The organism is Acidimicrobiia bacterium (assembly GCA_018057765.1).
GTDB lineage: Bacteria > Actinomycetota > Acidimicrobiia > IMCC26256 > JAGPDB01 > JAGPDB01.
The window spans coordinates 31,386-57,351 of sequence record JAGPDB010000009.1; the positions used below are offsets into that span (position 1 = coordinate 31,386).

The 25,966-nt window shown below is 36.1% G+C and carries 27 protein-coding genes; 17 read left to right on the top strand and 10 right to left on the bottom strand.

The features are described from left to right. Window positions 1-117: 117 nt before the first annotated feature. Window positions 118-396, top strand: a complete 279-nt coding sequence (locus tag KBF89_04430; protein ID MBP9115570.1) for a hypothetical protein — start codon at window positions 118-120, stop codon at window positions 394-396. A gap of 150 nt (window positions 397-546) precedes the next feature. On the opposite strand, the gene KBF89_04435 is transcribed toward KBF89_04430, so the two are convergent. After that, window positions 547-960 (bottom strand): SCP2 sterol-binding domain-containing protein, encoded by a 414-nt coding sequence (locus tag KBF89_04435; protein MBP9115571.1) that lies wholly within the window; start codon window positions 958-960, stop codon window positions 547-549. A gap of 43 nt (window positions 961-1,003) precedes the next feature. Here KBF89_04435 and gatC point away from each other — a divergent pair, with 43 nt between their 5' ends. The 5 genes from gatC to KBF89_04460 all read left to right on the top strand — a co-directional run bounded on the left by gatC (window position 1,004) and on the right by KBF89_04460 (window position 4,080). Then, window positions 1,004-1,306 (top strand): Asp-tRNA(Asn)/Glu-tRNA(Gln) amidotransferase subunit GatC, encoded by a 303-nt coding sequence (gene gatC / locus KBF89_04440; GenBank protein ID MBP9115572.1) that lies wholly within the window; start codon window positions 1,004-1,006, stop codon window positions 1,304-1,306. Window position 1,307: 1 nt separating this feature from the next. Beyond that, window positions 1,308-2,783, top strand: coding sequence for an Asp-tRNA(Asn)/Glu-tRNA(Gln) amidotransferase subunit GatA (gene gatA / locus KBF89_04445; protein ID MBP9115573.1), 1,476 nt, complete (start codon window positions 1,308-1,310; stop codon window positions 2,781-2,783). Between the two features lie 38 nt (window positions 2,784-2,821). Then, window positions 2,822-3,256, top strand: coding sequence for a hypothetical protein (locus KBF89_04450; protein MBP9115574.1), 435 nt, complete (start codon window positions 2,822-2,824; stop codon window positions 3,254-3,256). Between the two features lie 52 nt (window positions 3,257-3,308). Next, window positions 3,309-3,785 carry a hypothetical protein gene (locus KBF89_04455; GenBank protein MBP9115575.1) on the top strand — a complete coding sequence of 159 codons (477 nt, stop codon included), beginning with the start codon at window positions 3,309-3,311 and terminating at the stop codon, window positions 3,783-3,785. Between the two features lie 67 nt (window positions 3,786-3,852). Next, window positions 3,853-4,080, top strand: a complete 228-nt coding sequence (locus KBF89_04460) for a hypothetical protein (GenBank protein MBP9115576.1) — start codon at window positions 3,853-3,855, stop codon at window positions 4,078-4,080. Here KBF89_04460 and KBF89_04465 read toward each other — a convergent pair. Continuing rightward, on the bottom strand, window positions 3,976-5,286 hold the full coding sequence (locus tag KBF89_04465; GenBank protein MBP9115577.1) for a nucleotide sugar dehydrogenase: 1,311 nt from the start codon (window positions 5,284-5,286) through the stop codon (window positions 3,976-3,978). The genes KBF89_04460 and KBF89_04465 overlap by 105 nt on opposite strands. 186 nt (window positions 5,287-5,472) lie before the next feature. Between KBF89_04465 and KBF89_04470 the strand changes: the two genes are divergently transcribed. From KBF89_04470 to KBF89_04480, 3 genes are read left to right on the top strand one after another with little or no spacing between them, the layout of a single operon-like run. Beyond that, window positions 5,473-6,465, top strand: a complete 993-nt coding sequence (locus KBF89_04470; GenBank protein ID MBP9115578.1) for a Gfo/Idh/MocA family oxidoreductase — start codon at window positions 5,473-5,475, stop codon at window positions 6,463-6,465. 32 nt (window positions 6,466-6,497) lie between these two features. After that, on the top strand, window positions 6,498-7,775 hold the full coding sequence (locus KBF89_04475; protein ID MBP9115579.1) for a mandelate racemase/muconate lactonizing enzyme family protein: 1,278 nt from the start codon (window positions 6,498-6,500) through the stop codon (window positions 7,773-7,775). After that, window positions 7,775-8,764 (top strand): LD-carboxypeptidase, encoded by a 990-nt coding sequence (locus tag KBF89_04480; protein ID MBP9115580.1) that lies wholly within the window; start codon window positions 7,775-7,777, stop codon window positions 8,762-8,764. The genes KBF89_04475 and KBF89_04480 overlap by 1 nt, the downstream gene beginning before the upstream one ends. Here the strand turns inward: KBF89_04480 and KBF89_04485 are convergent. Genes KBF89_04485 through KBF89_04500 form a run of 4 tightly spaced genes read right to left on the bottom strand, consistent with a single transcriptional unit; the run spans window position 8,748 to window position 13,717 of the window. Next, on the bottom strand, window positions 8,748-10,172 hold the full coding sequence (locus KBF89_04485; GenBank protein MBP9115581.1) for an amidase: 1,425 nt from the start codon (window positions 10,170-10,172) through the stop codon (window positions 8,748-8,750). The genes KBF89_04480 and KBF89_04485 overlap by 17 nt on opposite strands. Continuing rightward, a complete protein-coding gene (locus tag KBF89_04490; GenBank protein ID MBP9115582.1) occupies window positions 10,173-11,207 on the bottom strand; it encodes a pyridoxal-phosphate dependent enzyme in 1,035 nt (344 codons plus the stop codon). Then, complete coding sequence (locus KBF89_04495) at window positions 11,188-12,540, bottom strand: hypothetical protein (GenBank protein ID MBP9115583.1); 1,353 nt, start codon at window positions 12,538-12,540, stop codon at window positions 11,188-11,190. Before KBF89_04495 ends, KBF89_04490 begins: the two co-directional genes overlap by 20 nt. A gap of 13 nt (window positions 12,541-12,553) precedes the next feature. Next, window positions 12,554-13,717 (bottom strand): hypothetical protein, encoded by a 1,164-nt coding sequence (locus KBF89_04500; protein ID MBP9115584.1) that lies wholly within the window; start codon window positions 13,715-13,717, stop codon window positions 12,554-12,556. Window positions 13,718-14,003: 286 nt separating this feature from the next. Between KBF89_04500 and lysS the strand changes: the two genes are divergently transcribed. The 4 genes from lysS (at window position 14,004) to KBF89_04520 (ending at window position 18,901) form a co-directional block, all read left to right on the top strand. Continuing rightward, window positions 14,004-15,677, top strand: coding sequence for a lysine--tRNA ligase (gene lysS / locus KBF89_04505; GenBank protein ID MBP9115585.1), 1,674 nt, complete (start codon window positions 14,004-14,006; stop codon window positions 15,675-15,677). A gap of 91 nt (window positions 15,678-15,768) precedes the next feature. Continuing rightward, window positions 15,769-17,259, top strand: coding sequence for an Asp-tRNA(Asn)/Glu-tRNA(Gln) amidotransferase subunit GatB (gene gatB / locus KBF89_04510; GenBank protein ID MBP9115586.1), 1,491 nt, complete (start codon window positions 15,769-15,771; stop codon window positions 17,257-17,259). A 66-nt stretch (window positions 17,260-17,325) separates the two neighbouring features. Then, window positions 17,326-17,859, top strand: coding sequence for a hypothetical protein (locus tag KBF89_04515; protein ID MBP9115587.1), 534 nt, complete (start codon window positions 17,326-17,328; stop codon window positions 17,857-17,859). 4 nt (window positions 17,860-17,863) lie between these two features. After that, window positions 17,864-18,901 carry an aminotransferase class V-fold PLP-dependent enzyme gene (locus tag KBF89_04520; protein ID MBP9115588.1) on the top strand — a complete coding sequence of 346 codons (1,038 nt, stop codon included), beginning with the start codon at window positions 17,864-17,866 and terminating at the stop codon, window positions 18,899-18,901. Here KBF89_04520 and xth read toward each other — a convergent pair. Then, the gene (xth, locus tag KBF89_04525) at window positions 18,898-19,734 is read right to left on the bottom strand and encodes an exodeoxyribonuclease III (protein MBP9115589.1); all 837 of its coding nucleotides are present in this window, start codon (window positions 19,732-19,734) and stop codon (window positions 18,898-18,900) included. The genes KBF89_04520 and xth overlap by 4 nt on opposite strands. A 108-nt stretch (window positions 19,735-19,842) precedes the next feature. On the opposite strand from xth, the gene KBF89_04530 reads away from it, so the two are divergent. Further along, window positions 19,843-20,163, top strand: a complete 321-nt coding sequence (locus tag KBF89_04530) for a hypothetical protein (protein MBP9115590.1) — start codon at window positions 19,843-19,845, stop codon at window positions 20,161-20,163. Here the strand turns inward: KBF89_04530 and KBF89_04535 are convergent. Further along, entirely contained in the window at window positions 20,160-20,684 is a 525-nt protein-coding gene (locus KBF89_04535; protein ID MBP9115591.1) for a GNAT family N-acetyltransferase, read from the bottom strand. The two genes, KBF89_04530 and KBF89_04535, sit on opposite strands and share 4 nt — an antisense overlap. Beyond that, entirely contained in the window at window positions 20,681-21,700 is a 1,020-nt protein-coding gene (locus KBF89_04540) for an N-acetyl-gamma-glutamyl-phosphate reductase (protein MBP9115592.1), read from the bottom strand. The genes KBF89_04535 and KBF89_04540 overlap by 4 nt, the downstream gene beginning before the upstream one ends. Before the next feature lie 87 nt (window positions 21,701-21,787). Here KBF89_04540 and argJ point away from each other — a divergent pair, with 87 nt between their 5' ends. Continuing rightward, the gene (argJ, locus tag KBF89_04545) at window positions 21,788-22,981 is read left to right on the top strand and encodes a bifunctional glutamate N-acetyltransferase/amino-acid acetyltransferase ArgJ (protein MBP9115593.1); all 1,194 of its coding nucleotides are present in this window, start codon (window positions 21,788-21,790) and stop codon (window positions 22,979-22,981) included. Here argJ and KBF89_04550 read toward each other — a convergent pair. Then, window positions 22,978-24,060: a hypothetical protein gene (locus tag KBF89_04550; GenBank protein ID MBP9115594.1), complete on the bottom strand. Its 1,083-nt coding sequence runs from the start codon at window positions 24,058-24,060 to the stop codon at window positions 22,978-22,980. The genes argJ and KBF89_04550 overlap by 4 nt on opposite strands. 123 nt (window positions 24,061-24,183) lie before the next feature. On the opposite strand from KBF89_04550, the gene KBF89_04555 reads away from it, so the two are divergent. After that, on the top strand, window positions 24,184-25,104 hold the full coding sequence (locus KBF89_04555; GenBank protein MBP9115595.1) for a nucleoside hydrolase: 921 nt from the start codon (window positions 24,184-24,186) through the stop codon (window positions 25,102-25,104). Then, a complete protein-coding gene (locus tag KBF89_04560; GenBank protein MBP9115596.1) occupies window positions 25,083-25,958 on the top strand; it encodes an HAD hydrolase family protein in 876 nt (291 codons plus the stop codon). The genes KBF89_04555 and KBF89_04560 overlap by 22 nt, the downstream gene beginning before the upstream one ends. Window positions 25,959-25,966 lie beyond the last annotated feature (8 nt).

Sequence of the window (25,966 nt, forward strand, 5' to 3'; positions counted from 1 at the left end):
AATTGAAAATACTGAAATTGCTTGTAAATATCCACCCAGTTATGTACGATATAACTATTAAAGGCGGATAAGTTACCAACGCGTATAGTGTTGGTACTTACTTTATTAGGGGTTTCGATGAGGCGATTTAGAAATGGTGCAACACAACGACCAGTTTTTAAACGACCAGGTATAGCTTATGGACAATATTGTTCTGGCGCACCTGGTCCAACAAGACAAATAAAACCTTGTTTAGACATTGTTCCAGAAATGTTTATTGAAAACAGTGAACAGCCATTGCAGCAAACCTATTTTATCGATAATCGCCAAGATAGTAATAATAAAGTAAAAATAGATTCTCCGGAACTAGAAAAAATTAAATCAAAAACTATTATCGATCTTCGCGAATTTCATTAAGCTGGTAAGAATCAAAATTCATAATAGTACGAACTTTCCCGGTATTTTCAAGATCACGATATGGAATCTCGATAAAACGATACGAAAAGATTAGGTATATTAGTAGTGCTTTTCTTGTATCCGTGCTGAGGTCGTATCTAAAATTTTAAGCTAAAGAGTGATTTCTTTCAATTTCGTACTTATATCTTCAAGAAAAGGCATAGCCCCACTCGCACCAGGATTTGAAGCCATTGACATCAATTTGGCCATATTGCCTTGAACTACAACTTTGCCTTGCATCATAGCGTTCATAACTATAGCCATAGTGCCCTCAAGGAAAAGCGCTTTTGCCGTGTCATAATCAGATTTTACTGTCACATCAGATGTTTCTTGATGAGATTCAATTAATGCAACGCTGTTTTCTCGCGCTACTATAGAGACTTGCTTGTCTCCATATGGCGTAGGTGTAACAGTGATGTTAATAGTTAGCTGCACGTCAGTTGGGTTATCGACTTCACGATCTCCAACTATTTCGTCTGCTGCTTTTTCCCATTCGGGTGATAAGAATTCAAATTTTTCGCTCATAGTAAATATGAGTCTAGTGCGTGTTAGCTCCTAGAATGTTTATATGACACAAATTACTAAAGAAGAGGTTGTCCATGTGGCAAATTTGGCGCGATTGAGTTTGACTGATGAAGAAATTGAGAAATTTGGAAAGCAGATGAGCGCAATTTTGGAACATGCCAGTGAAGTGAGCAAGATAGATACTCAAGGTGTTGTGCCAACTTCACATCCGCTAAAGATGGAAAATGTATTACGCGAAGACGTAGTTGGACTATCCCTAACTCAAGAACAAGCTTTAAGTGGCGCACCTAATGCACAAGAAGGTCGATTTATGGTTCCTCAAATTTTAGATGCAGAAGAGAATTAATATGGTCAATTATTTTAATTTAACAGCAAGTGAAAAAATAGAAGAATTCAAAACAAATGATATAACTGCAATTCAAATAGTTGAACATGCTTTAGACGCTATAGAAAAAACAGAATCACAACTAGATGCTTTCTTAACAGTAATGACCAATGAGGCTAAAGCGCAGGCATTAGATATTGATTCGCGTAAAGCAACTGGTGAAAGACTCGGCGCATTGGCTGGAACTGTCATTGCTATCAAAGACAATATGGCAAGCCTTGACATTAAAACTACCTGTGGTTCAAAAATTTTGGAAAACTGGATTTCTCCTTATGATGCGAGCGTTGTTACAAAATTGAAAAATGCGGATGCAATTATTATTGGTAAAACAAATATGGATGAATTCGCTATGGGTTCTTCAACAGAAAACTCCGCATTCAAAATTACAAAGAACCCTCATGATACTTCGCGCGTTCCCGGCGGTTCATCTGGTGGATCAGCTGCGGTAGTCGCAGCTGGAGTTGTCGATTTCTCATTGGGTTCAGATACCGGTGGCTCCATACGTCAACCTGCATCATTTACTGGTTTAGTTGGGGTCAAGCCAACCTATGGTCGAGTATCTCGCTATGGTCTGGTTGCCTTTGGCTCTTCACTTGACCAGATAGGACCATTTGCTCGTAACGTGAGTGATGCTGCATTATTGCTAGATGTTATAAGTGGTTATGATGATCGTGATTCAACATCAATCCAACAAAACTATGATGCGCTAGTTGATAAAGTTAAAGATTCTAAAGGTATTTCTGGTTTAAGGGTAGGAATTATTTCTGAACTTGCAGGCCCAGAAGGTTTTCAAAAAGAAGTTCTTGATGCTTTTAATAAAACTGTACGAGAATTAGAAAACCAGGGCGCAAAAGTAGATAGTGTTTCTATCCCATCGGCAGCTTTCGGTATTAGTGCTTATTATATAATTGCTCCTGCTGAAGCTTCATCTAATTTAGCTCGTTTTGATGGTATGCGTTATGGATTGCGTGTTGAAGAATCGACATCAGCAAAAACAAATGAAGCAACTCGTGAAGAAGGATTTGGCGAAGAAGTAAAACGTCGCATCATGTTAGGTACTTATGCTTTAAGTGCTGGTTATTATGATGCTTTTTACGCGCAAGCACAAAAAGTTCGCACTGTTATGATGGCTGAATTCGCAAAAGCTTATGAGAACTTTGATGTGCTGTTATGTCCTACTACACCAACAACAGCATTTAGCGTTGGTGCTAATGATGATGATCCAATGCAAATGTATCTGAATGATCTTTGTACAATTCCAACTAATTTAGTTGGTGCTTGTGCTATAAGTGTACCGGTCGGGGTTGACGAAAACTCTTTGCCAATAGGTATCCAAGTATGTGCTCCGCCACTGGATGAAGAAGTTATTTTTGATGTTGCGAAAGCTATCGAGAGAACTTCTAATTACTCAACAAAACCACAAGTGTATGCATCTTGAACTAATTTCTAAAATATAAACTATACCGAGGAGAAATCGTGTCGGATGAAAAAGTAATAGATAAAGAAAATTTAGAAACTGAACAAAAAGAAAATAGTCCAATTCAAAATGGCAAACAAAAAAAGAAAAAACGGTTTATTGCTGCTGTAATAATAATTGTTATTTTGTCATTGGGCGCGTTGTCGATATATTTATTGGACCCGGTCGCAAAAGTTGGATCTACTGTTTCAAAAGTAAAAGCACAAGCAAAAAAAGCAAGTGGTATCGACGAAATGCTCGATATGGAATATTATTTTAAGAGCGATGGATCTTTAGATAAAGCAAAAGTCGCTGATGTGCAATCAAAGGTGCCCCCATTATTTAAAAACAAGATGCTAGAGGGTATGAAGAAAAGGATAGCCCTAGCAATAGAGAAAAAAGATATAACACGAAGACAAGGTGATGAACTAAGTAGTGCCCTCGGTATTGGCTGAACACAATATTGCTCGTTTGACGTAATAGTGGTTTATGTCTTAAAATAGTTTCATGAGTTTGGAACCGAGAACATTAGGTTATATTGATGATCAGAGAGTTATTCAATTAAAGAAGAATTTGAAAGAAAATAGTCCAAAATTTCGTGGAACTTTAAAAAAAGTAAAAGCAGTCATAAAACTTCTCGAAGCCTATAGAAAACACGATGGTATTGGAAATGAAGAAGAATTTAAGCCTCATTCTTTTAAGGATTTAATATCTGATTTCTCTGGTTTTAGAGCAATTTTACCAGAAGGTCAAAATGGAAAGACTAAAAGATTTGCTGGTATAGAAGCAATACTCGGCAAAGAGCTCGTATTGAAAATAGATTCAGATGCAAAAAAACTTAGCAGCATAGAAGGGTCAGCAGTTGAAATTGAAGTAAGAAAAATTTTTAGTGCTATTACAAAAGAACAAGAGTTCCAATTTTCTCGCCAAATAGATATTTTACAATCTTTGCTACCAGAGCAAGTTCAATCAGTCACCAGATAACCTTTTTCATAAACTTAAGCATCAAGTCGGTTAAACTCTAACTATGACAACAATTAAATAAAAAGCTATGAATGTCGCAACCGCTCACCTCGAAACTGGCTATGAAGCTGTTATAGGCTTGGAAGTTCACTGTGAGCTTTCTAACAACACAAAACTTTTTTGTAAAGTACCAAAAGTAAACGCTTTAATATTAAAGATATTCTACGTTTTCGCCTATGAGGCAGTGACATATATCGAATACTTGATTCGAATATTCTGTTATAAGTTGACCATCTATGCAATCATGATTTACTAGTACTACCACTAGGTCAGCAGATTGAATTTGAGATTCATTTAGCTCAACCCAATTATAATCTGGATTACGATATCTCTTATCAACAAGTGGGTCATGAACATTTACATTTGCTCCTGTATCTACTAATAGCTTTGTTACCTCTTCGGCGGGTGATTCGCGATTATCACCACAGTTTGCCTTGTATGAATTACCTATAACTAAAATATCAGAATCACTGATACAGAGCTCTTGCTTTTTTAAAGATTTTGTTATTCTGCCAACAACGTGTGGGGGCATCTCTTTGTTTATCTCACTTGCAAGATTAGCAAATCTAAAATTGTGACCATTTTGCTCGATTGCCCAAGAAAGGTAATGAGGATCAATAGGTAAACAATGTCCACCTGCGCCTGCGCCTGGTTTAAAAGGCATGAAGCCGTAAGGTTTTGTTGAAGCGGCTTCGATGGCTTCCCAAATGTCAATATCTAATGAGTTAGCATACATTGCTAATTCATTAATTAAACTTATATTTACATATCTAAAAGTATTTTCTAACAGTTTAGAGAACTCTGCTACTTTTGGATTTGAAACAGGTACAGTGGTATCAATAATTGTTTCCCAAAATTTTTGTGCTTCCTTCAATGATAGATTACCTACCCCACCTATAACTTTTGGCGTGTTAACTATATCCCATAATTTGTTAACAGGGTCTATTCTTTCTGAGCTAAAAGCTAAATGGAAATCTACTCCTGATGTTAAACCTGAAGTCTCTAAGATTGGTGCGACTACACTTTCAACTGTGCCAGGGTATGATGTTGATTCTAGAATGACTAATGATCCTGTAGTTAGATATTTAGATATTAAATTTGATGCATCTTCTATAAAGCTAACATTAGGTTTTCCGTCTTTAAGAGGTGTAGGTACGGTTATAACTGCAACATCGAAATTTATACAATCTTGCTCGTCTTTGCTAGGAGTAAATAGCCCTGTCTTTAGAGCTGCTTTAATCTGTCCATTCGATATATCGTCTATATATGATTGTCCCGATCTTAACGACGAAACCCTTTTCTCATCAATGTCGAAACCTACAACATTGTAACCTGCCTCAATTGCACGAATAGTAAGTGGCAAACCAACATAGCCTTGCCCAACAATAAGTAGCTTTGGAGATTTAGACTTTAGATTTGGACCGCATGATCCAGCTAAATCTTGATAATGGTTAGATTTAATTTTTTGATTTGTCAACCGAATTCCTTTAAATGGCTATTTAGTACCATTTTAGTCATATATCCGTCTATTGGCAAATGTTATATTAAATTATGAGCAAAAATATGAATTTCTAGTGTATATCTGCTTAATCTCTTCTAGAGTGCCTTATAATAAAAGATCTAATAGTATCGGTTCAGGATTATAAATATGAAAATGAAACAAACACTTATTATTGGAGCAGGTCATGCAGGTCAAAACCTACACTTGAAAACCTTAAAGAAACTAGAAATTAACACTTTGGTTGGGTTCGTTGATAATAATATAATAAAAAGTATACCCGGCATAAATAGAAAAAATATTTTCAAGAATTTGTCTAGTGTTGATGGATTTCCTGCTGATTCAACAGTGGTGCACATTTGTACTCCACCACAATCTCATAAAAAAATTATAGAAGAATTACTTCAGATGGGCTATATGAATATCATTATTGAAAAGCCGATGTCAAACAATTACAAAGATGCAATTGATATTAATACTTTGATAATAGATTCGAATTCACAAGGAACAATTTTCGTCGTGGCAAATTGGTTGTACAGTAAAGTGATCTGGCATCTGAGAGACAAATTGAGTGACACAAAACTTGCTGTGTCCACAGTTAAGATGCAACAATCAAAACCACGTTTCGAAAAGACCACATCAAATACTTACAAAGAGTCAATTTTTGACATTGAGATGCCTCACCTTGTAGTTCTTGCAATGTATCTTTTTGGTAAAGATCTAAAATATAATATTTCTAAATGCGGAGATATGGTATATGAAAGTATTACATATAAAAACATGGGGTGGGCTACTTTAGAAATGGTATCAAGAGAAGGTTTTATAATAAATCTTGAAACATCATTAGTGTCTAAAAAAAGATCCAGAAAATTGGAGATTACTCTCGAAGACAAAAGTAAAATGATGTGTACTTTTCCCAGTGGGGGAGATGACAATTTTATATCTGAATTTCAATCTTGGACACCAAATGGTGAATTAATAGATTCAATCACATTCCAAGATGAGACATTATCAACATTTATTTCAATGGCGTATGGAGCATTTAATGAAGAGGGAGCGGCGTTGATCAGCAATGGTGAACTAAACTTAGAAGTATGCAAAATGTTAGAAAAGGCAAAATCGAATTCTATACATTGTCCGTAAGTAGCTGGGTCTACTCATTGAGTGAATAAAATATGAAAAATAAAGATTACATCATCGAAAACATCGATATTAACTTTAAAAAAGTTGTATTCCTTAAACCATTAAACTTAAGTAAAGGAAAGATTACTGAACTTAGCGAAGCAACCGTAACTGTGAACATAGTTGATCAAAATGGTTCTCAAGCTAGTGGTATAGGTTCAGTACTGCTTTCCTATCCCTGGGCCTGGCCCGATACCGAGTTAACTAACGAAGCTTGTGACGATACTTTGCGGATGGTTCTAAAAAAGATAATTGAATTTATAGACTGCAATAATAGATTTTTAAATCCTTTAGAAATGGGAATTGCTATTGATGAGCAGCTAGATGATATATTATCTTCATTCGAACTTAATATTCCTAGATTAGCTGGGGCTATATGTGTTGCTCCTTTAGATGCTGCAATTCATGATGCTTGGGGAAAGTTACATGGTAAATCTGTATACAAAATGTATACGAAAGAATATCTTTATAAAGATCTTTCTGCTTATATAGGAAATATTGGTAATGGGATTTATCCGAGTGACTTATTTCTTGAACAGCAGAATAAAAGTTCACTTATTCAACATGTCGTAGATATAGGTGCAGATTTAGATGAGCTATATTCCTCGATTACTAAAGAGAATATTAGATCTTTGAAAATTAAATGCTCGGGTTCGGATCCTTTAAGTGATGCTAGGCAGATACAAGAAATATATAAAATAGCAAAGAGCGCTGTACAAGATGGTTCTTTGTGTCTTTCATTAGATCCTAACGAAAGTTATACAGATATAGAATCCCTTATAGAGCTAATTGATAGATTAAATATAGATTCACCTGAGATTTATGATTCTATCCAATATATTGAGCAACCTTTTTTACGAACTGTGAGGTTTGAAAAAGACCAATTACAAGTTATATCTGAAAGGATACCGTTGATAGCCGATGAAGGTTATACGCATGTATCTGATCTTCCAGAATTGATGAATGAAGGTTGGTCTGGTATTGCTTTGAAGACGGCAAAGGGCATGACTCAATCTTTGTTGTCATATTCGTTTGCAAAAATTAGTAATAAATTTATCACATTACAAGATTTAACAAATGTCAATGATTCATTGCTTCAATCAGCATCGCTTGCATCACATCTATATCTCTCGACACAAAATATCGAATGTAATTCAAGGCAATATTTACCAAATGAAAAATATTTTGTAGAAAATATTTTGCCTGATTTTATTCATACTTCAGACGGAACTATTCGTTTTGATAAATTGGAAAATGTAGGTATATATTGATGACGGATAAAATGGTATTTCCTCGAAAGTTAAAAGAAGGTTCTCAAGTAAGGGTAATTGCCCCATCAAGTCCATTTAATCAAGTTGATCTTTCACAAAGAAAGACTATCGAGCGCGTATTAAAAGAATTAGGGCTTACTCTAACTTATGGTAAATATGTAGATTCTCAAAACAGCGAATGTTTAGTGGACCCAATACTCAGAGCCTCTGATTTGCATGAAGCATTTTTAGATCCAGATGTAGATTGCATTTTGGCGGCCATTGGCGGCTACAACTCGAAGGATTTATTGCCATATATTAAATGGGAGGTAGTCTCACAAAATCCAAAAATATTTTGTGGATTTTCTGACATAACTTTACTGCAAAATGTGTTTACACAAAAATTAGATATTGTTACTTATTCTGGTCCAATGTTATCAACATTCGGCATGGAACATCATAATGATCAAACTATAGATTGGTTTAAACAGTGTCTTTTTGATGAGTCTCCATATACTCTTTCAGCTTCAGAAACTTATTCAGATGATGAGTGGTGGTCGGATCAAGAAGATAGAAAATTATTGCCGTCTTCTTGGTGGGTAATAAATTCTGGAGAAAGTATTATGGGCAAAATCATTGGTGGAAATCTAACCACATTAAACTTACTTTTGGGAACTGATTATTTTCCAGAATTAGATGATACAATTGTATTTGTCGAAGATGATTACGAGTCTACATTAGATATTTTCATTCGAGATATAACCTCGTTAACGCAACATAGTAATTTCAGCGGAGTTAAAGCATTGATCATAGGTAGATTTCAGAATTCTAGCAATGTCGATCGTGATGATATAGCGAGCATGGTAAAGAGTAATCAAGTATTAGATTCTATACCAGTTTTAGCTAATGTAGATTTTGGGCACACTTATCCTATGTTCACTTTTCCTATTGGGGGTATTGCCTCAATATCTTTTGATGATAACCCAAAAATAGTTATAGTGAAACATTAATCTTTTTTAGATCATCTAACCATGGTCGATAAAACTCTATGCTACTGCACAACTGAAATAAACTCGGTTCGTCTCCATGTCTTGCAATGGCTTGTAAACCAATGGGCAACCCTGAGTTCGAAAATCCACATGGTATATTTGCAGCTGGATGACCGCTCAGGTTGAAAAGCCACGTAAAAATCATCCAGTCAACAGAATTATGTCTATTGATATATTGATCAGGAACAATTGAATGGGGTTTAATAGCTGCGATAGGCGAAGTCGGAGTGATGAGAAAATCGTAGTCAAACAACATATCTTCGACTTTGCTATAAGATTCTATACGGAGGTCATTAGCAGTCTTCAAGATATCAGATGTTATTTCTTTTCCTTTGTTAATCCAATATTTTCTACCCTCATCAATTAGGTCCCACTTTCTAATATTTTTTTCTTGTTCATGTAGGCCTGCATGAGCGTGACTGAATATCACATTAAATGCTTCTTGAAATTTTAGATCTAGTTTTGGTTCGACAATTTCGACCTCATGACCATCTTTTGTAAGCGACATGATGGCAGCATCAATTCGATCTTTAACTTCTGGCTCAGCGGTACCAAAACCTAGATCACTACAATATGCAATCTTGTATTTTGTCTTTTTGCTTCTAGGAATAGACAGCGAATCACTAATTTTCAAATACGTATGTGTATCTCCAGTGTTATAACCTGACATAGCATCTAACATTATGGAACTATCTCTAACGCTTCTAGTCATTGGGCCAGCTGATACTATATATTTGAGTGATGGATGTACTGCAACGTTAGGTATTCTTCCAAAGGTTGGCTTTAGTCCAAATATTCCAGACATAGAAGATGGAATTCTGATTGAACCTGCTGCATCGCTACCATGAGCTATAGTACACATTCCTAATGCAATTGCAGTTGCAGCGCCTCCACTAGAACCACCTGATGAATACCTAGTGTCAAATGGGTTTAGTGAAGAAGGCATAATTCTGTTACTCGTGTCGCCTTTATAGCCGTATTCGCTTGTATTCGTTTTTCCTAAAAAAATAGCACCAAGGTTTATTAACCTTTTGACGAATTCTGCACTATTTTTAGCTATATCATTTTTATGGAGTAATGAACCACGAGTAAATAATTCATTTTCTACTGGTGTGAGATCCTTTACCGAAAAAGAGATTCCACATAATATATTTTTTTCACCAGCCTGTATCTGTAATTCAGCCTTTTTTGCATCTTCGAGCGCACGTTCATGTGAAACACTTATATAAGCGTTGTAGATCGGGTTTAAAAGGTCAATGCGATCAAGCAACGTTTTAGTGACATCTACTGGGGAAAGAATTTTGGACTGGTATGCTTTTGACAATTCATCTATCGATGCATACGCAATCCAATCTTCGTTTATAGACATTTATATGTCACCTAGTGTAAGGGGTTGGCGTAGATTTTGACTTAGTTGTTGCTCATTGCCAAAGAGTATATATGTACCACCTGTATGTAGTAAAATCACATTGGAATCTTTTACGATCTTTCCTTCTTCAATAAGTTGATTTAGCCCAAGCATAGCTTTACCCATGTAAACAGGATCAATGAGTAATCCATGGTTGCGACCAGCATCAACTACAGCTTGTACTACCTGATCATCATACTGATTATAACCTCCACATACAGCTCCATCATGAGTTTCGAAATGTGATTGACTCCTTACAGTAGAGGGAATGTCGGCATATTTTTCTAGATCATCAAGAATAGCCAGATACTTTGATTCGAAAAAAGAATTATCTTCTAAAACACAAATGCCTGTTAAATTCCATGGTCGATTTAACATGGTCGTCCCTGCTAATAATCCAGTATGCATGCCTCCTGATCCGGTAGGAAAAACTATGTGGTCAAAGTTTGTACCGATTTCAGCTTCTTGAGCGGCTAATTCTTTAGCCATGTCAATATACCCTAAGCTACCACGCCAATCTGATGAACCTGGTGGTAATAAGTATGGTTTTTTGCCTTCTACTTTAAGTCTTTCTACTAATTCATCTAGATGATGTTCAATGTTTGTCCACTCGCTACCTGGTAGTTTTTTGACTTTAGCTCCCATTAGCAAATCTATTAAGTAGTTTCCATTTGCTTCAGGCATAGGTTCAAAATCGCATACTATAAGTTCACATTTGATTCCAAGCCTACGAGCATATATAGCTACTGCTTTGCATTGGTTCGAATTTGATCCGCCGGCTGTAACAACTGTGTCAGAATTCGTATTTATAACATCAGCTAATACATATTCTAGTTTTCTTACTTTATTACCAGACGAATATGCATCTAGCTCAGACTCATATTTTATCCAAATATTTACCCCTAATTCATCAGATAGGGTATCATTTCTTTCCAAGCGTGTAGGCGCATGCGACAGAGAAAGGCGCCCAATACCATTATAAGACTGGTGCATCATTTGTCCAACTTCTTAAGTATTCGAAAAAATTAAGCTCTCCTACAGCAGCACTTAAAGGTAACTCTTGAAAATGAATAGATAATTCTTCGAGCTTTACTCCAGGTTTACATTCAGATACGAGTTCTATTGGCGGTCTTTCTAGCTCTAAGACTCCTGCAATCCATCCGGATCGCGTCTTTAATGTCATATCATCTAGTGCTTGGCTAGCATCATGTGCAATCATAGGAAGATACTCATTTTGACTTGGACCCCCCAACACTTTTACGCCTGGCAATATAGATATGGCTAAAAATCCAAGAGTTAGATTTGGCATTATCTCACCATCTCTTAATGCCTTGCTTATACATTCTCTGTTAAATGGTATAGGCGCTTCTCCACGACCAAGTTCTATCAACTCATTGTTTATTAACTTTAATGGTCTGAGTCTTCCTTCTCGAATACGCCAAAAATGGTCTGTAGTATTTGGTAACGCCTTCGCATTAGCATCTGTGTGAGAGTCTTGCAGCTTCATCCATCTGCTACGGGTATCTTCATCGAACAATAGGGTGCAAAGTTCATGTGAGTTAGTTTCTATATGTAGTGCGATTAATTCCGCCACTAATCTATCATCTGTATAGACCGGCAGCACTTCGTTATCTGTATCCCATTTTCTTGAAATTGCAGTATTTGCTGTGATAAAAGCATCTGCTGGTGAAGAAAATAGTCCTCCAAATTTACTTGATGTAAAGCTTTTTACTGTATCTTGAATTTCTTTAAATTCAGTACGGATTTTTTCAGAGAGAATGTTCTGAGCACCGTCCCACAGAAATTCAACTGCTCTTGCAGTTGACCCAACCATCATTTTCGACATTTTATTTGAACTAATTCCAAATATACTTATTTTTTGACCATCGATATCTAAGTAACCAGGCCCAACACCTGAACGAGTTTTCATCGTAACCGTGCTTGAAGCATTGACGAAAGTAAATCTTTGGCCAGTTCCTTTAGCTCCGATTCGTGATATGAGATTTGTAGAGAAGGTCGCGGGGTCAAGTATTAGCTGTAAGTGATCAGCTGTCTGCATCACAGGAGTCTCTCGAAACTGTTCCATTGCAACTTTTGCAGCTTTATCACCATATTGGAAAATAGCCCATTTTTCCATAACCGTTATGAACATTTCTCTTGCATCGATTTCTCTAGATGTTGGTTCATGCCCATCATTTTCATAAAGAGATACAGCGTATTGTCCGAGAGTCATTTCTGGATTGTCGATCAAAAAATCGGCAGTGGTAGGCGATACTTCTGCCAATGCCTGTAGTCTTTTGCTCGCGTCACTACCTTCTTCATACTGCATGTTGTACTTATTCCTATATCGACTTTAACCATTGGTTAAGTGTGTTGTAATGTCCTTGTGAAAATATACTTTCTTTTGAATTTAATGGCTTTTCAAATGCAGAAAAAAATGTATTTTCTATTTCATCGAATGGAATGTCTATTAGATCTGAATTTTCTCCATAATAACCGGTGAGTGTTGCTTTTGTATATGCCTCTAGATTTTCCTTTATAGCTTTGCTTGCTTCTTCATATCTTTTAGCGCCTGGTATCACGATGTCTGCAGGTGTCAATGCAGATGATAAATTTGCAAATGTTTCAGCTATGAACTGGTCTACATTTAGTGTTTGCTCTATGGTTAATGCTCGACGATCACCTAGATCATGCATAAAAGTATTTCCTGTTCTTGTCAGTGACATATTCCCAAAATGACGGAATGGTGCTACCAGGCCACTTTTATGCATAGTGCTCATCGCGTTTGCACGTCTGGTCAATACTTGTTTCATTGGCGAAAAATTTTTGTTGGAACTTAGCTCTGTTAATGCTTCATAGTAAGGAGTATCTCTACCTGGAATCAATTCAGGTAGTCCTAAAACGACATATCCGAATTGATCACCGTCAAATGAGCCATTTTCAAATTCACCCCAAGCAATTGCAAGCGGTACTTCGACATTTGTGCCTTCCATTCTTTTTGAGGCTTCTCTGCAAAATATGAATTCATTAACAGCTTCGCACATAGTGCAATATCCAGATGCTTCTTGCGGAAGCTGAAACCCTCGTAGGTAAGAGTCCTTGTCTGCGAAATAGTATTCAGATCTCCAACCCACACCGCCATAACTTTTTGGTGGTACAGCTTCATCAAATACAACACCTTTTACTTGTAAAGAAACTACGGGGTTTATCGCTTTGCCGTCAAGTATATCTATTGGTTTTTCTAAATCGAACCAGACTGATCGTGTCTCGTAGTCGGGTATACGGTTTTTACCAATTATTTCTTTTAATTTTGATTTGTCATTGGAGCTGATTTCGATTTCTTCATTTAAATAAAAGGTCGATTTTCTATCTGTGTCTAAACTCTCGTAAAGTGTGTTTACCTTAGCTTCAGCCGTTGCAGTATCTAAATGCCAGTTCGCATGTACTGCTGGATGGAAGGAGGGGCCTCCAAAGTTGGGCATCATTCGGTCATTTATTCTTTTCATGCCAGATTGCCCTTTTTTTCGTATATAGCTTGTTATCTCCTTAAATATTGCCACAAAGTGTTGGTATTTGCAAACCAGTATTCAAAATAACCTTAAATTAATTAATATAATTCCTGGTATTCCGCAATTTGATCGGGAGTCTTGCATTAAATCTATTTTTTAGCTAAATTACTCTAATTGTTGTCAGTTATGTCCGTTAAACGTGGAATCTACAATATTACTACTATTCTACATCAATCGTACTATTGTGATAGAATTGAAAAATGACAAAACGGATGTTAAATGTATGAGTGGTAAAGTTTCCTGGCTTGAAGATATCGCAGATCGTACCATTTCAAACATTAACCCTCAAGGAAAGACAATTATTTGTGCTTCGGGCATATCGCCCTCTGGTCACATTCATTTAGGCAATATGAGGGAATTAATGACCCCACATTTAGTGGCTGAAACAATAATCGCTAGAGGTCTTAATGCTGAACATGTTCTTTTTTGGGATGATTTTGATTCTCTGAGGAAAGTTCCTGCAGGACAACCAGATTGGCTTCATGAGCATATCGGCAGACCCTTAACTTCAATACCTGACCCTAATGGTCAATATGTATCTTATGCAGATTCGTTTATTGCAGAGTTCGAAAGAGGCATAAAAGATTTACAAATTCCGATCAGGGTAATCAGGCAATCCGAAGAATACCTGAATGGATCCTATTCTGAATTAGTACGACTTGCAATGGCTGAACGAGAAAAAATATCAAGAATTATAGATGAGAGTAAGACTGGTTTTAAACAAAAAGCTGACGCACCTTTACAACCTGAAGGAGAATATTTCCCATTTAAACCTTATTGTGAAATCGATGATTATGCAAGCGATATAACTAGTTACAATGATGACACTTCTGAAATGACCTATTGCTGCCCAAATTGTAACCATAATGGTACTATGTCGCTCTATGATACACCATTAAGAGGCAAACTATCATGGAAAGTAGACTGGCCGATGAGATGGTCTAAGTATGGTATCGATTTCGAACCCGGAGGAATGGATCATGCAACACCAGGTAGTAGCTTTTCTGTAGGCAAACGTCTAGTAGCCGAAATATTTGGAGGTACTCCTCCAGAGTTTGTTGGGTATTCTTTTGTCGGAAGAAAAGGTTATTCTTCTAAAATGTCAAGTTCACGTGGCGATGGGATAACACCAGATACAATTTTAAATTATATAGAGCCGGCAATGCTCCGTTGGATGTATGCCAAAAGAAGTCCGAGTAGCTCATTCGAAATTGATCTGTCAGCTGGCGGAATTCGAGGTGAATATGATAGGTGGGATGCAGCTAATAGAAAAAGCGTAAGTAATTCGGGCGCAGACGATGGTGCTATAGATTTATCTGTTAAAACTTCAGCCGGAGATGTTCCTTACTCGATACCTGCTTTACGGTTTTCTGCACTTGCTTCAACTCTAGATATGGTACATGGTGATGTTGATCGAGCATTATCAATAATTTTGCAATCTCTAAAACCTGATACAGAGATAAAAGATATCGATTCGATAGCTATAAGAATCGATAGGGCGTTGAGATTTATTGAAGAGATTTTGCCGGCAAGTGAGAGAATTGTGGTTCAGGATGAGTTTGACCACGATTATTACGAAGGGATTTCTGAAGTTAATAGAGTCGGTTTAGCATTACTTGTTTCTGGAATTGATGAGCATAGAAATACTGTAGCTGAGCTGGAATTATTTATTTATTCAATACCAAGACTAATAAATGAGATTCCTATGGATGCTCCTAAATCAGATGAACTAAAAGTTGCTCAATCAGCATTCTTTAAAGATGTATACCAGCTTATATTAGGTAAAGATCGAGGACCAAGACTCTCTACGTTGTTAAGTACATTAGATACAAATAAGTTGGAGTCGCTTGTTAGCTGTCCTGTAACTATATCTCCTATTTCTGCTCAGCATTTATAGATAGTTAAATATCTGGTTCCAGTCTATCTTTCATCTTTATCGCTACTTTGTCGTTTAAACTATAGCCATGACAACAACACAACAAAAAGCAATGAACCAAGCTACTGCACACCTCGAAACTGGTTATGAAGCTGTTATAGGCTTAGAGGTCCACGTAGAGCTCGCAACAAACACAAAGCTTTTTTGTTCATGTGCAAATAATTTTGGTTCTGAACCTAACACTAATACTTGTCCTGTTTGTTTGGCCTTACCTGGCGCGTTGCCGGTATTAAACGAAAAGGTTGTTGAATATGCATTGCGTATTGGTGAAGCTCTTGAATTCAATGTTCCTACACGCTCTATCTTTCATCGTAAAAACTATTTTTATCCCGATATGCCTAAAAACTTTCAGACTTCACAATACGACGAACCAATATGTATGGACGGTAAGTTAGATATTGTTACTTCGCTTGGTGAAAAAACTATTCGTATAGAGCGCGCACACATGGAAGAGGATACTGGTAAGTCATCTCATATTGGCGAATCAGGTCGTATCCATGGTGCTGATTATTCTTTGGTTGATTATAATCGTGCTGGTGTTCCTTTGATGGAAATCGTTTCGCGACCCGACATTTCAAATTCAGAAGAAGCTCGTGCTTATGTTTCTGAATTGCGTGCTGTTTTAAAAACTATTGGTGTTAGTGACGTGAAAATGGAAGAGGGCTCAATGCGAGTTGATGCCAATGTTTCTGTTCGGCCTATTGGTCAAGAAGAATTGGGTACCCGTGCTGAAATAAAAAATATGAATTCATTGCGTTCACTTGGTCGTGCTGTTGATTATGAAATTATGCGCCAAATCGAACGTGTTAAAAGCGGAGAAAAGATTGTTCAAGAAACGCGTCATTGGAATGAGAATGATGGCGAGACTTCATCTATGCGTTCTAAAGAAGAAGCTAATGACTATCGTTATTTCCCAGAACCAGATTTAGTTCCAGTTGTTCCAACAGCTGAAATGAGGAAATCTGTACACGATTCTATGCCTGAACTACCAAATGCGAAACGTGAAAGAATAGTAAACGAATGGTCAATATCGCAAGCTGATGCTCGTACTTTGATATCTAATGTTGAAATGTTTGACCTTGTTGATGGTGCTATAAAAATTGGTGGTGTTTCTATTGCTAAAGATGCAACTAATTTTGTGATCATAGAAATTGCTTCGATTCTTAATGAGAGTGGCGAAGAATTAGATAGTCTAAAAATTACTTCTACGAATCTTTCTGATGTTTGTACAATGATTTCTAATGGCGATATTTCTCGTAATCAGGCAAAGACTTTGATTTCTAAACTTGCTAGTGATGGTGGGGATGCAAAAGTATTGGCAGATGTATTAGGTTTGAAACAAGTAAGCGATACAGGTGCACTTGAATCAATTATAGATAGCGTTTTCGCAGAGTTTTCTGATGATGTTGCAAGTTATGCTGATGCTGATGAAGTAAAGCAAAAGAAATTGCAGGGTTTCTTAATGGGTAAAGCTATGGCTGCTTCTAAAGGTCAGGGTAATCCTCAACTCTTCAATAAAATCATTTCTGAAAAACTTAAATAGTTATAGTGGTTTGAGTTGCTATTTTACTTTTCCATAATTGGGTCAATAGGTTCTATAGCAATTCCAATGCCGCAAGCTAAAAAGGCATATTTTGATTCCACAAAAGGTGTATCTCTAAATACATATATAGGTTTATTTTCTATCGCTGTACTTTGGATACCTCACGGAATTTTTACTCGTCAACCATTACTAACTTATAGCAATGTTATCTCATTATTTTTTTCTTTGATTATCATTTATGCAATTTCACGAGACAATAACAACTACAAAATCATGCTTTATGCTTTTGTAGCAATGTTTGGAAGTCTGTCAATTTATCTTTTAGGTTCATTGACTATAAGAGTTTCTATTTTGATGTTTTTGACATTGTTTTTGAGAATCCCTCAGATGTACAAAGCTCTTTTCGCAAAAAACATAGAAGGTATTTCAATTTTTACATGGATAATTGCAGGTTTTGGAAATTCAATGTGGTTAGGTGCTGGTATCATAAAAAAAGATTTGGGTTTAATCATACCAACATCATTTAATGTTGCGTTTTCCATCATAATCGTACTTGTAGTTCTCTTGCGACAAAAAAGTTTAACGGTGCTGGTAGAATAGAGCTATGAAATATAGTTTTTTTGCAGATTATTCAGAAGGTGCGCATCCTGAAATACTTAAGTGTCTTGTTGATCATAATGATGATCAAGATTTAACCTATGGTAATGATAAATATTGTGCATTAGCTAGTAAACGTATACTAAAGCGTTTCAATATTAAAGATGGAGAAGTTCATTTTATTTCAAGTGGCACACTCGCAAATGTTGTCGGGCTTTCTTCAATGTTAAAACCTTTTGAAGGTATCATCGCGCCTAGCACCGGACATATCAATGTTCATGAGGCCGGAGCAATAGAAGCTGTTGGTCACAAAATAATCTATTTAGATACACCAGATGGAAAACTTACACCAGATCATATAGAAAAAGCAATGCTCACATATGAGGATGAGCATACAGTAATCCCAAGAATTTTATATCTAACCCAATCTACTGAAACTGCAAACTTATATACTAAAGCTGAGTTAAAGTCTGTGATTGATCGCGCAAAATTTCACGGTTTATATGTTTTTGTTGATGGTGCTCGTTTACCTATGGCATTTGCGTCTGCAAAATCAGATATGACACCTGAAGAATTTGGCGCTCTTGGTATTGATATGTTTTATATTGGTGGAACAAAAAATGGCGGTCTCTTCGGTGAAGCAATCGTGATTACTAATCCTCTTTTACAGCCTTATTTTAGAAATCATATGAAACAACGCGGCGCAATTTTAGGTAAAGCCAGAGCGATAGGTGCACAATTTGCACGTTTTTTTGATGAAGATGACTTGTTTATTAAAGTAGCGAAACATGCTTGTGATGGTGCAAAAAAAATGTATGACGGCTTAGTGGAACTTGGTATAGAGTTTGAAAATGAAGCACTCGTAAATCAAATATTTCCAATATTTGAAACTGTACATCTCGATGAGTTAGAAAAGTTATATGGTTTCTATAGGTACGAGAAAATAGGAAATGATAAACAAAAGATCCGCCTTGTCATTTCTTGGGCAACTCCACAAAGTGCGATTGAAGAGTTTTTAAAAGATGTTAAAACTATCTTGGGTTAATCCATAGCGAGAGTTAGACTAACAGGGCAGTGATCCGAACCAAATACGTCTGTGTGTATTTTAGCTTCAACAATTTTATTTTTAAGAGATGAACTACTAAGCCAATAATCTATACGCCAGCCAACGTTCTTGTCTCTAGCGCCTCCTCGTGCAGACCACCAAGAATATATATCTTTTTTATCTGGGTATAAAAAACGAAAAGTATCGACATAACCATTATCAATATAAGTTTGCATTGCGCTACGTTCAGATTCTGTAAAACCAGCTTTCCCAACATTTGGTTTTGGTCTCGCTAAATCTATCTCATTGTGGGCTACATTTAAATCACCACAAAATAAAACTGGTTTCTTTTTTTCTAGTTTCTTAACATATTCTAAAATTGCATTATCCCAATTTTTGCGTAACTCCAAACGTTCTAAAGTATTCTTAACATTTGGTGTATACATGGTTATGAGGTAATAAGCTGCAAACTCACAAGCAATTATTCGACCTTCCTTGTTTGTGTCACCATATTTATCTTCTAAATTATATTTTGAAGCTATCTTTTGTGGAATGTCATTAATAACATTTATTGGTTCAACCTTACTAAATATTGCAGTTCCGCTATATCCTTTTTTGGTAGCACTATTAAAATAAAAATTATATTTTGAAAATGTCTCCAATATTGTTGCTTCATCAGCTATCTGTTCTTCGTTTGCCTTAATTTCTTGTAAACAGAAGATATCTGGATCGTGTCTATCAAAAAACTCTGTAAGTGAACCTTTTTTAGATACTGCACGAATTCCGTTAACATTCCATGAATAAAGTTTTAATGATTTTTGGGATTTTGCCATATATAAATTCTAGCTATAATCTTTTATATTATCGTCAATTGATAGCTTTTTTGCTTTTAATCTAACATTCTGGTATTGTATCGAAATCGATATTTAAAGGAGTAAATTTTGTTACTAATACCAAGTTCGAATACCCCAGCAAATATAACTGATTTTGTATCAGTAGTAGCTGGTGATGATGGATATACAGTAAGAATGACTAATAGTGAAATCATAGACCTGCTTGGAAGAGTTGTTACTAAAACTGAAGATGTAGATAACCTAACTGCGGTAGAAACTAATGGTAGTGGTTTATTCTATTCCCATACCACAGGAAATCATGTTTATTTTACCATTGCAGCTGCAGATAGTTCCATCGGCTTTAGCTCTGGTTACAGTGCGAAACAAGTCCCATTGACATCTACTGGCATGCCAATGGTCATTGGTTAATCAAACCTATAAACATCTAGTATTGTTGGCTCTTCATCAAAATAATCTTGTATCACAACTGCTGAGTTAGATTTTTTGTAACCACATTTTTGAGCGACTTTTGCAGATGCCTTATTCCAAATCGCAATTCGCAATATCGGAGCATAACCAGCTTTACAAACTAGGTTCGTCATTTCTCCTAAAGCAAATGAGGCTATACCTTGTCTGGCGAATTCAGGAAATGTAACATAAGAGATATTAACTTCTCCTGGTCTTCCAAGCATGAATTTTTTTTCGCTTTTTTCGTCAACAAGTTCGGCACAAATAATGCCAACTAAGTGATTATTGTCATTAAATATTGTATTTCTGAAATTATACAATTCATCATCAGTGTTTAATATCCAATTCGTGAAGAGCTTTCTATGCTTTGGCCAAGACGCTGGTAATATCGAAACATCTTTTGAAAGTATATCCCAACATATAGATATATCTTCTTTGTTTACTGAATGTAAAGAAAATTTACTTAAAGCACCATTGTTCATGGGTACATTCCGGAAACTAACAAGCCCGTATCTTCTTCAATATTTAACATCAGATTTGCACATTGAACTGCTTGACCACTCGAGCCTTTATATAGGTTATCTATAGCACTCATCATTATTATTTGCTCTGTTCGCTCATCTAGGTGGGCATATACATGGACCATATTTGTGCCTAAAACTGATTTAATTTGTGGAGGAGCATCTAAAACATGAACAAATTTTTCATTATCATATTTTTCAGCAAGCATCTCATTTATATCATTTTGCTTAACTTTTTTGTTGATAGACCCGTAAGATGTAGTTAATATTCCTCTGCTCGTAGGAATTAAATGCGGTGTGAATAAAACTTGTGAGTCAATATGTGTTTCTATTTCAGGAGTATGACGGTGATTGCTGAGTTTATACGCAAAGGTATTATCACTAATATTGCAAAAAATATTTGTTTCTGTAGGTTCTTTTCCTGCACCGGATAAACCTGAAAATGCATTGATAATTATTCTATCTTTAGAAATAAAATCTGTGTCAATAAACGGTTTGATGGCTAGTATAGATGCTGTCGGATAACAACCAGCTGCAGCAACTTTTTTTGCATCTTTTATATCATCTCTATATAATTCTGGCAATCCATAAATAAAATCTTTTAACATTTCTGGGTACAAATGGGTTGCACCATAATATTGGTCATAGATGTCTTTATCTTTATGGCGAAAATCGCTACTCAAATCAACAATATATTTAACATCTTTGCATTGATTAATTATATCTTGTGACTTTCCATGTGGCATACAAAAAAATAGGAGATCATTTTTATTAACTTGTTCTAGGTCAAAAGTCTCAAATTTAGACTCTTTATAAGCGCTTGCTAATGCCGGATATGTTTTAGCAATGGATTGCCCGGCATAGGAATTTGCACTTATATAGTTCACATCAAAATTTGGGTGTGTTGAAAGGATGCGAAGAAGTTCAACGCCTGTATATCCAGAACCACCAATAATACCAACATTTACTTTTTCCATATATAAAGTCTAACTTGATATAAAGATATTCGGTATAAACTGCGTCAAAATTGTATAATTAATTAGATTTTTTTATAAGGAGCTGTAATGACTGTAACTGGTGTGGCTGGATTTAAAGCGATTGGTATCCATGGTGGTATCAAACCCGAAGACAAACTCGATCTAACATATATTGGGTCACTTGACAATAAACCTGTTATGGCTGCTGGAGTTTTTACTTCCAACAAACTTTGTGCAGCGCCGGTTACGCTTACTCGTGAACATCTTGCTAAGAGTGGTGGGAATTTAGTAGGCGTGATTATAAATAGTGGAAATGCCAATGCTGCAACTGGCGAAACTGGATATATAAATGCATCAAAAATGGCTAAAGCTGTCAGCTCGACTTTAAATATTGATGTATCGCAAGTTGGCGTCTGTTCAACAGGATTAATTGGCTATCAATTACCAATAGAAAATATTGTCAATTCAATTCCACAAGCGATAAAAGAATCAAGTGTTGATGGTGGTGAACTTGCTAGTAAAGCAATCATGACTACTGATACGCTAGAAAAAACTTTCCTGAAAAAATATACGGATAAAAATGGTACTGAATTCACTCTTGGTGCAATAGCAAAAGGCGCAGCGATGCTTCAACCAAATATGGCAACTATGCTTGGATTCATTACAACTGATGCAAGTGTAAAATTAAGCGATTTACAATCAAGTCTTTCTAGTGCAGTAGGAAGAAGTTTTAATAAACTTACAGTCGACGGAGCACAGTCGACAAATGATACTGTACTTGTTTTTTCAAGTGCTAAAACAGACGAGATAAACATAGATGATTTTGCGGATGCGATGCTTGAGGTATGCCAATCTTTAGCTAAACAAATGTGTGATGATGCTGAAGGCTCTACACATACTGTATGCATAAATGTTATAGGTGCAAAAAATGATGATGAGGCAAACCATGGTGCACGAAGAGTTGCTAATTGTCAGTTAGTAAAATGCTCTTGGTTTGGTAACGATCCATATTGGGGGAGAGTTGCTTCTGAATTAGGTGCCAGTTCAATCGATTATGATTTTACGAAATTGTCGATTTCTTATGGTGATCATATAGTGTTAAAAAATGGTGAGTCTATTATTGATAATTATAGCGACGAACAGCGTGAGAAAATTCGTGAATATATGAAAAATCGAGAAATCGTATTAAATGTAGATTTAGGCGTTGGGTATGGCACCGGATGGATATGGACTAACGATTTAACCTTTGGATATATCGAAGAAAATATGGGTACTTCCTAGAAATCGGATAGTGCAGGTTCAGGATTGTTCAGTTCAAGAAGAGGATGTCTTTGTATTTTTTCAATAACATCTGTCATACTTGTATCATGAGTTCTATCTTGTTCTACAAAGCCATGATGGATTAGGCCATTTGAAGCTGCAGGTTCACAGATATTTGCTGGCCAAAGTACTCCTGTTGTTTCCTCAGCTACACTATAAAATCTTTTAGTTAATCTTAGGACTTCTAATGAAAAAATAATTTCTCTGTCGTGAGGTACTGAAGCCCTCGCGTTAGGGGAAATAAATGGTCGGACATATGGCATGCGACCAACTTCAGTGACTAATCCATCTCCACCAACTAAGAAATCTCGTGGATCTCCAACATTAACTAAAACATCAATTTTACATCCCGCAGGTATATAAACGCTATAAACTGGGTCTACATGGATTTCATCACCGAAGGCTAACGGAACATCTGTTATTACTTGAATACCTGGGAATACCGCTGCTACATCTATTTCGATTTCTCCGCCATTCGCAGCGTCACCTCTAAATAATGCCATTGTACGGTTTATTGTCGACCCTGAAAATAGATCGTCTTCTACCAAAATTATTTTTTTACCTCTAGACGCAGTGCGAATTGCATCGATCTGCTCAAATATAGGAACGCTACCCGGACGATTTGTTAATTTAGTTGAGACTGACCCAGTACTATTAAACAATCTTGAAACAGCAAAAGGGATAGTGTCGGGGAAGTTACAAAGTGGATCCATAGTCACCACAACACATTCATCATCACATGTACTGATGAAATCAGCAATTTTCTGATTTCTGATTTTATTGACAACGCTTGCTTCAACTACTTCAATTATTGTATTACGAACATCAGAATTATCCTTATAAACTTTAATGAGCCCCTCCATAAATTCTTGATACGCAAGATGAAGTTGGGATCGCATTTCATCACTAAAATTATGACCTAGCGCAATGGCACGCTTTTCGAAGTCCTCTACGACCTCGACGGTGTCATCTCTAAGTAGGAACGTAAATGTATTGGGCTTCGTACTTATTACGGATTGGCTGATATCTATAGTCTGCATGAATTGTCTCTTTATGGTGTCTAAAATTTTGGCAAATATTATATGCTATTTAGACGTATTTTTCCTAATCGGTTTAGTGATGCTGATTTTGCTCTATTGGTTAATATAAGTTATTATATTTGCGTGGAAAATCAGATTTTTAATGAGAAATTAATAGTAAGTACAGATCCTGGTATCGATGATATTATCGCTCTCGCACTTCTATCTAAATTGTCCCCAGTAGCAAATCATGCTTTATTGCCTTGTTTTGGTAATGGCCCAGTAGAGCTCATAGCAAAAAATGCTGCTGAATTTATAAAATATTGTGCTCCAAATTGGCTTATGGCGCCAAATTCGGAATTACCGGAAAATGGACATATTGAGCGACCTTTTCCTGATTATTTCCACGGACCAGATGGTGTGTGGAATATTCATATAGATAGTAATTCCTATTCTGCTAGCGAAGTACAATATTGTGAAAATTCGAATAATAATAATTTGGCTTCATATAATAGCGGAATTTCTCTTGGAACATTGAGCGCATTTTCTCATAAACACCCAATATTTAAAGATCGTATTAACCTATCAACTATTTCTATCATGGGTGGCGTATTTAATGAACCCGGCAATGAAACAGATTATTCTGAAACTAACATTGCTTTTGATCCTGTAGGCGCAGATTCATATTTTGAACAACCTATAAATACTACTATTCTAGTGCCATTAGATGTAACACGAAAAGTATCTTGGGGATACGAAAAAGTAGAAGCAATTAAAGTTCATGATGCAACAACCTGGTGGCTCAAAAATGCTATGCATGCCTGGTTTGAAAAATATAACCATCAACGAGAAGATACTTTATGTTTACACGACCCATTAGCAATATGGTTATTATTTAATCAATCAGATGCAAAATGGGAAGAATCTGGTGTGAGAGTCGTTTTAGATGGTCAAGAGCGAGGACGAACTGTTTTTGACAGTTCACGACCAGATTGTAATATAGCAATGGAATTGAAAGATGCAAAACGGATTGAGGACAAGATATGGCACACTATATTTTCATAGATTTAAATGGAACTTTAATTGGTGACTCTCAAAAAAATTTAAACTTTAACCAACAACATTTAAGTGATTTTAGAAAATTAGTTGATGAACTTAAATCTAAAAAAGTTATAATAGGATTATGTTCAGACAGCCCGTTAGAGCAGCTAAAAGTATTGTCTAAACGATTAGGTCTTGATCCAACTACACCAATTTTGGCTGAAAACGGAAATCTATATTTCAATGGTAGCGAAATAATCTCACTTAAAGAATTTCCATCAAGTTTATTAGAAGTTGCTGTAACTACTGCACAGAAATTTGCTGATAGGAAAAAAATCACACGAGCGAATGATATTGTCGCTCCTGAGTTTGGTGGAGAAGAAATTGACACTAATACTCAATGGGCAATTGGCGCTAATAGAACAAACAGCTTCTCGCTCTTTGGTTCTCGCGATCTAATTCGAATGGTTTCTGAAGAATTAACAATTATTTTTTCAAACTCAGGTGTTGAATTTGGGATAGATTGTTCACCAGAACATAATTATCTGGGATTACATCCAATTGCAGATTTTCGAACTGGCAAACGTTTAGCACTTCAATGGGTTTTGGAAAATGATCCTTTAAAACCTGAAGGTATTTGGATGATAGGCGACTCAATGTCAGATTGGATGGGCACAGATAATCCATCTTTGCATTCCTGTTTTGTAGGAGATCCTAAAATTCTTAATGGAGAACCCAATGGCGTAGCAAAAATTACAGATGAAGTAAATGTTGGTTCTTTTAAAGTTTCAGATTTGCCAGCATTGGAAGGTGTTAACGATATTCTTGCTGGTATTAGTGGAGTTGTTTCTCTACAAGCACCTGTAGCCTCACTTTAGTGCGTTAA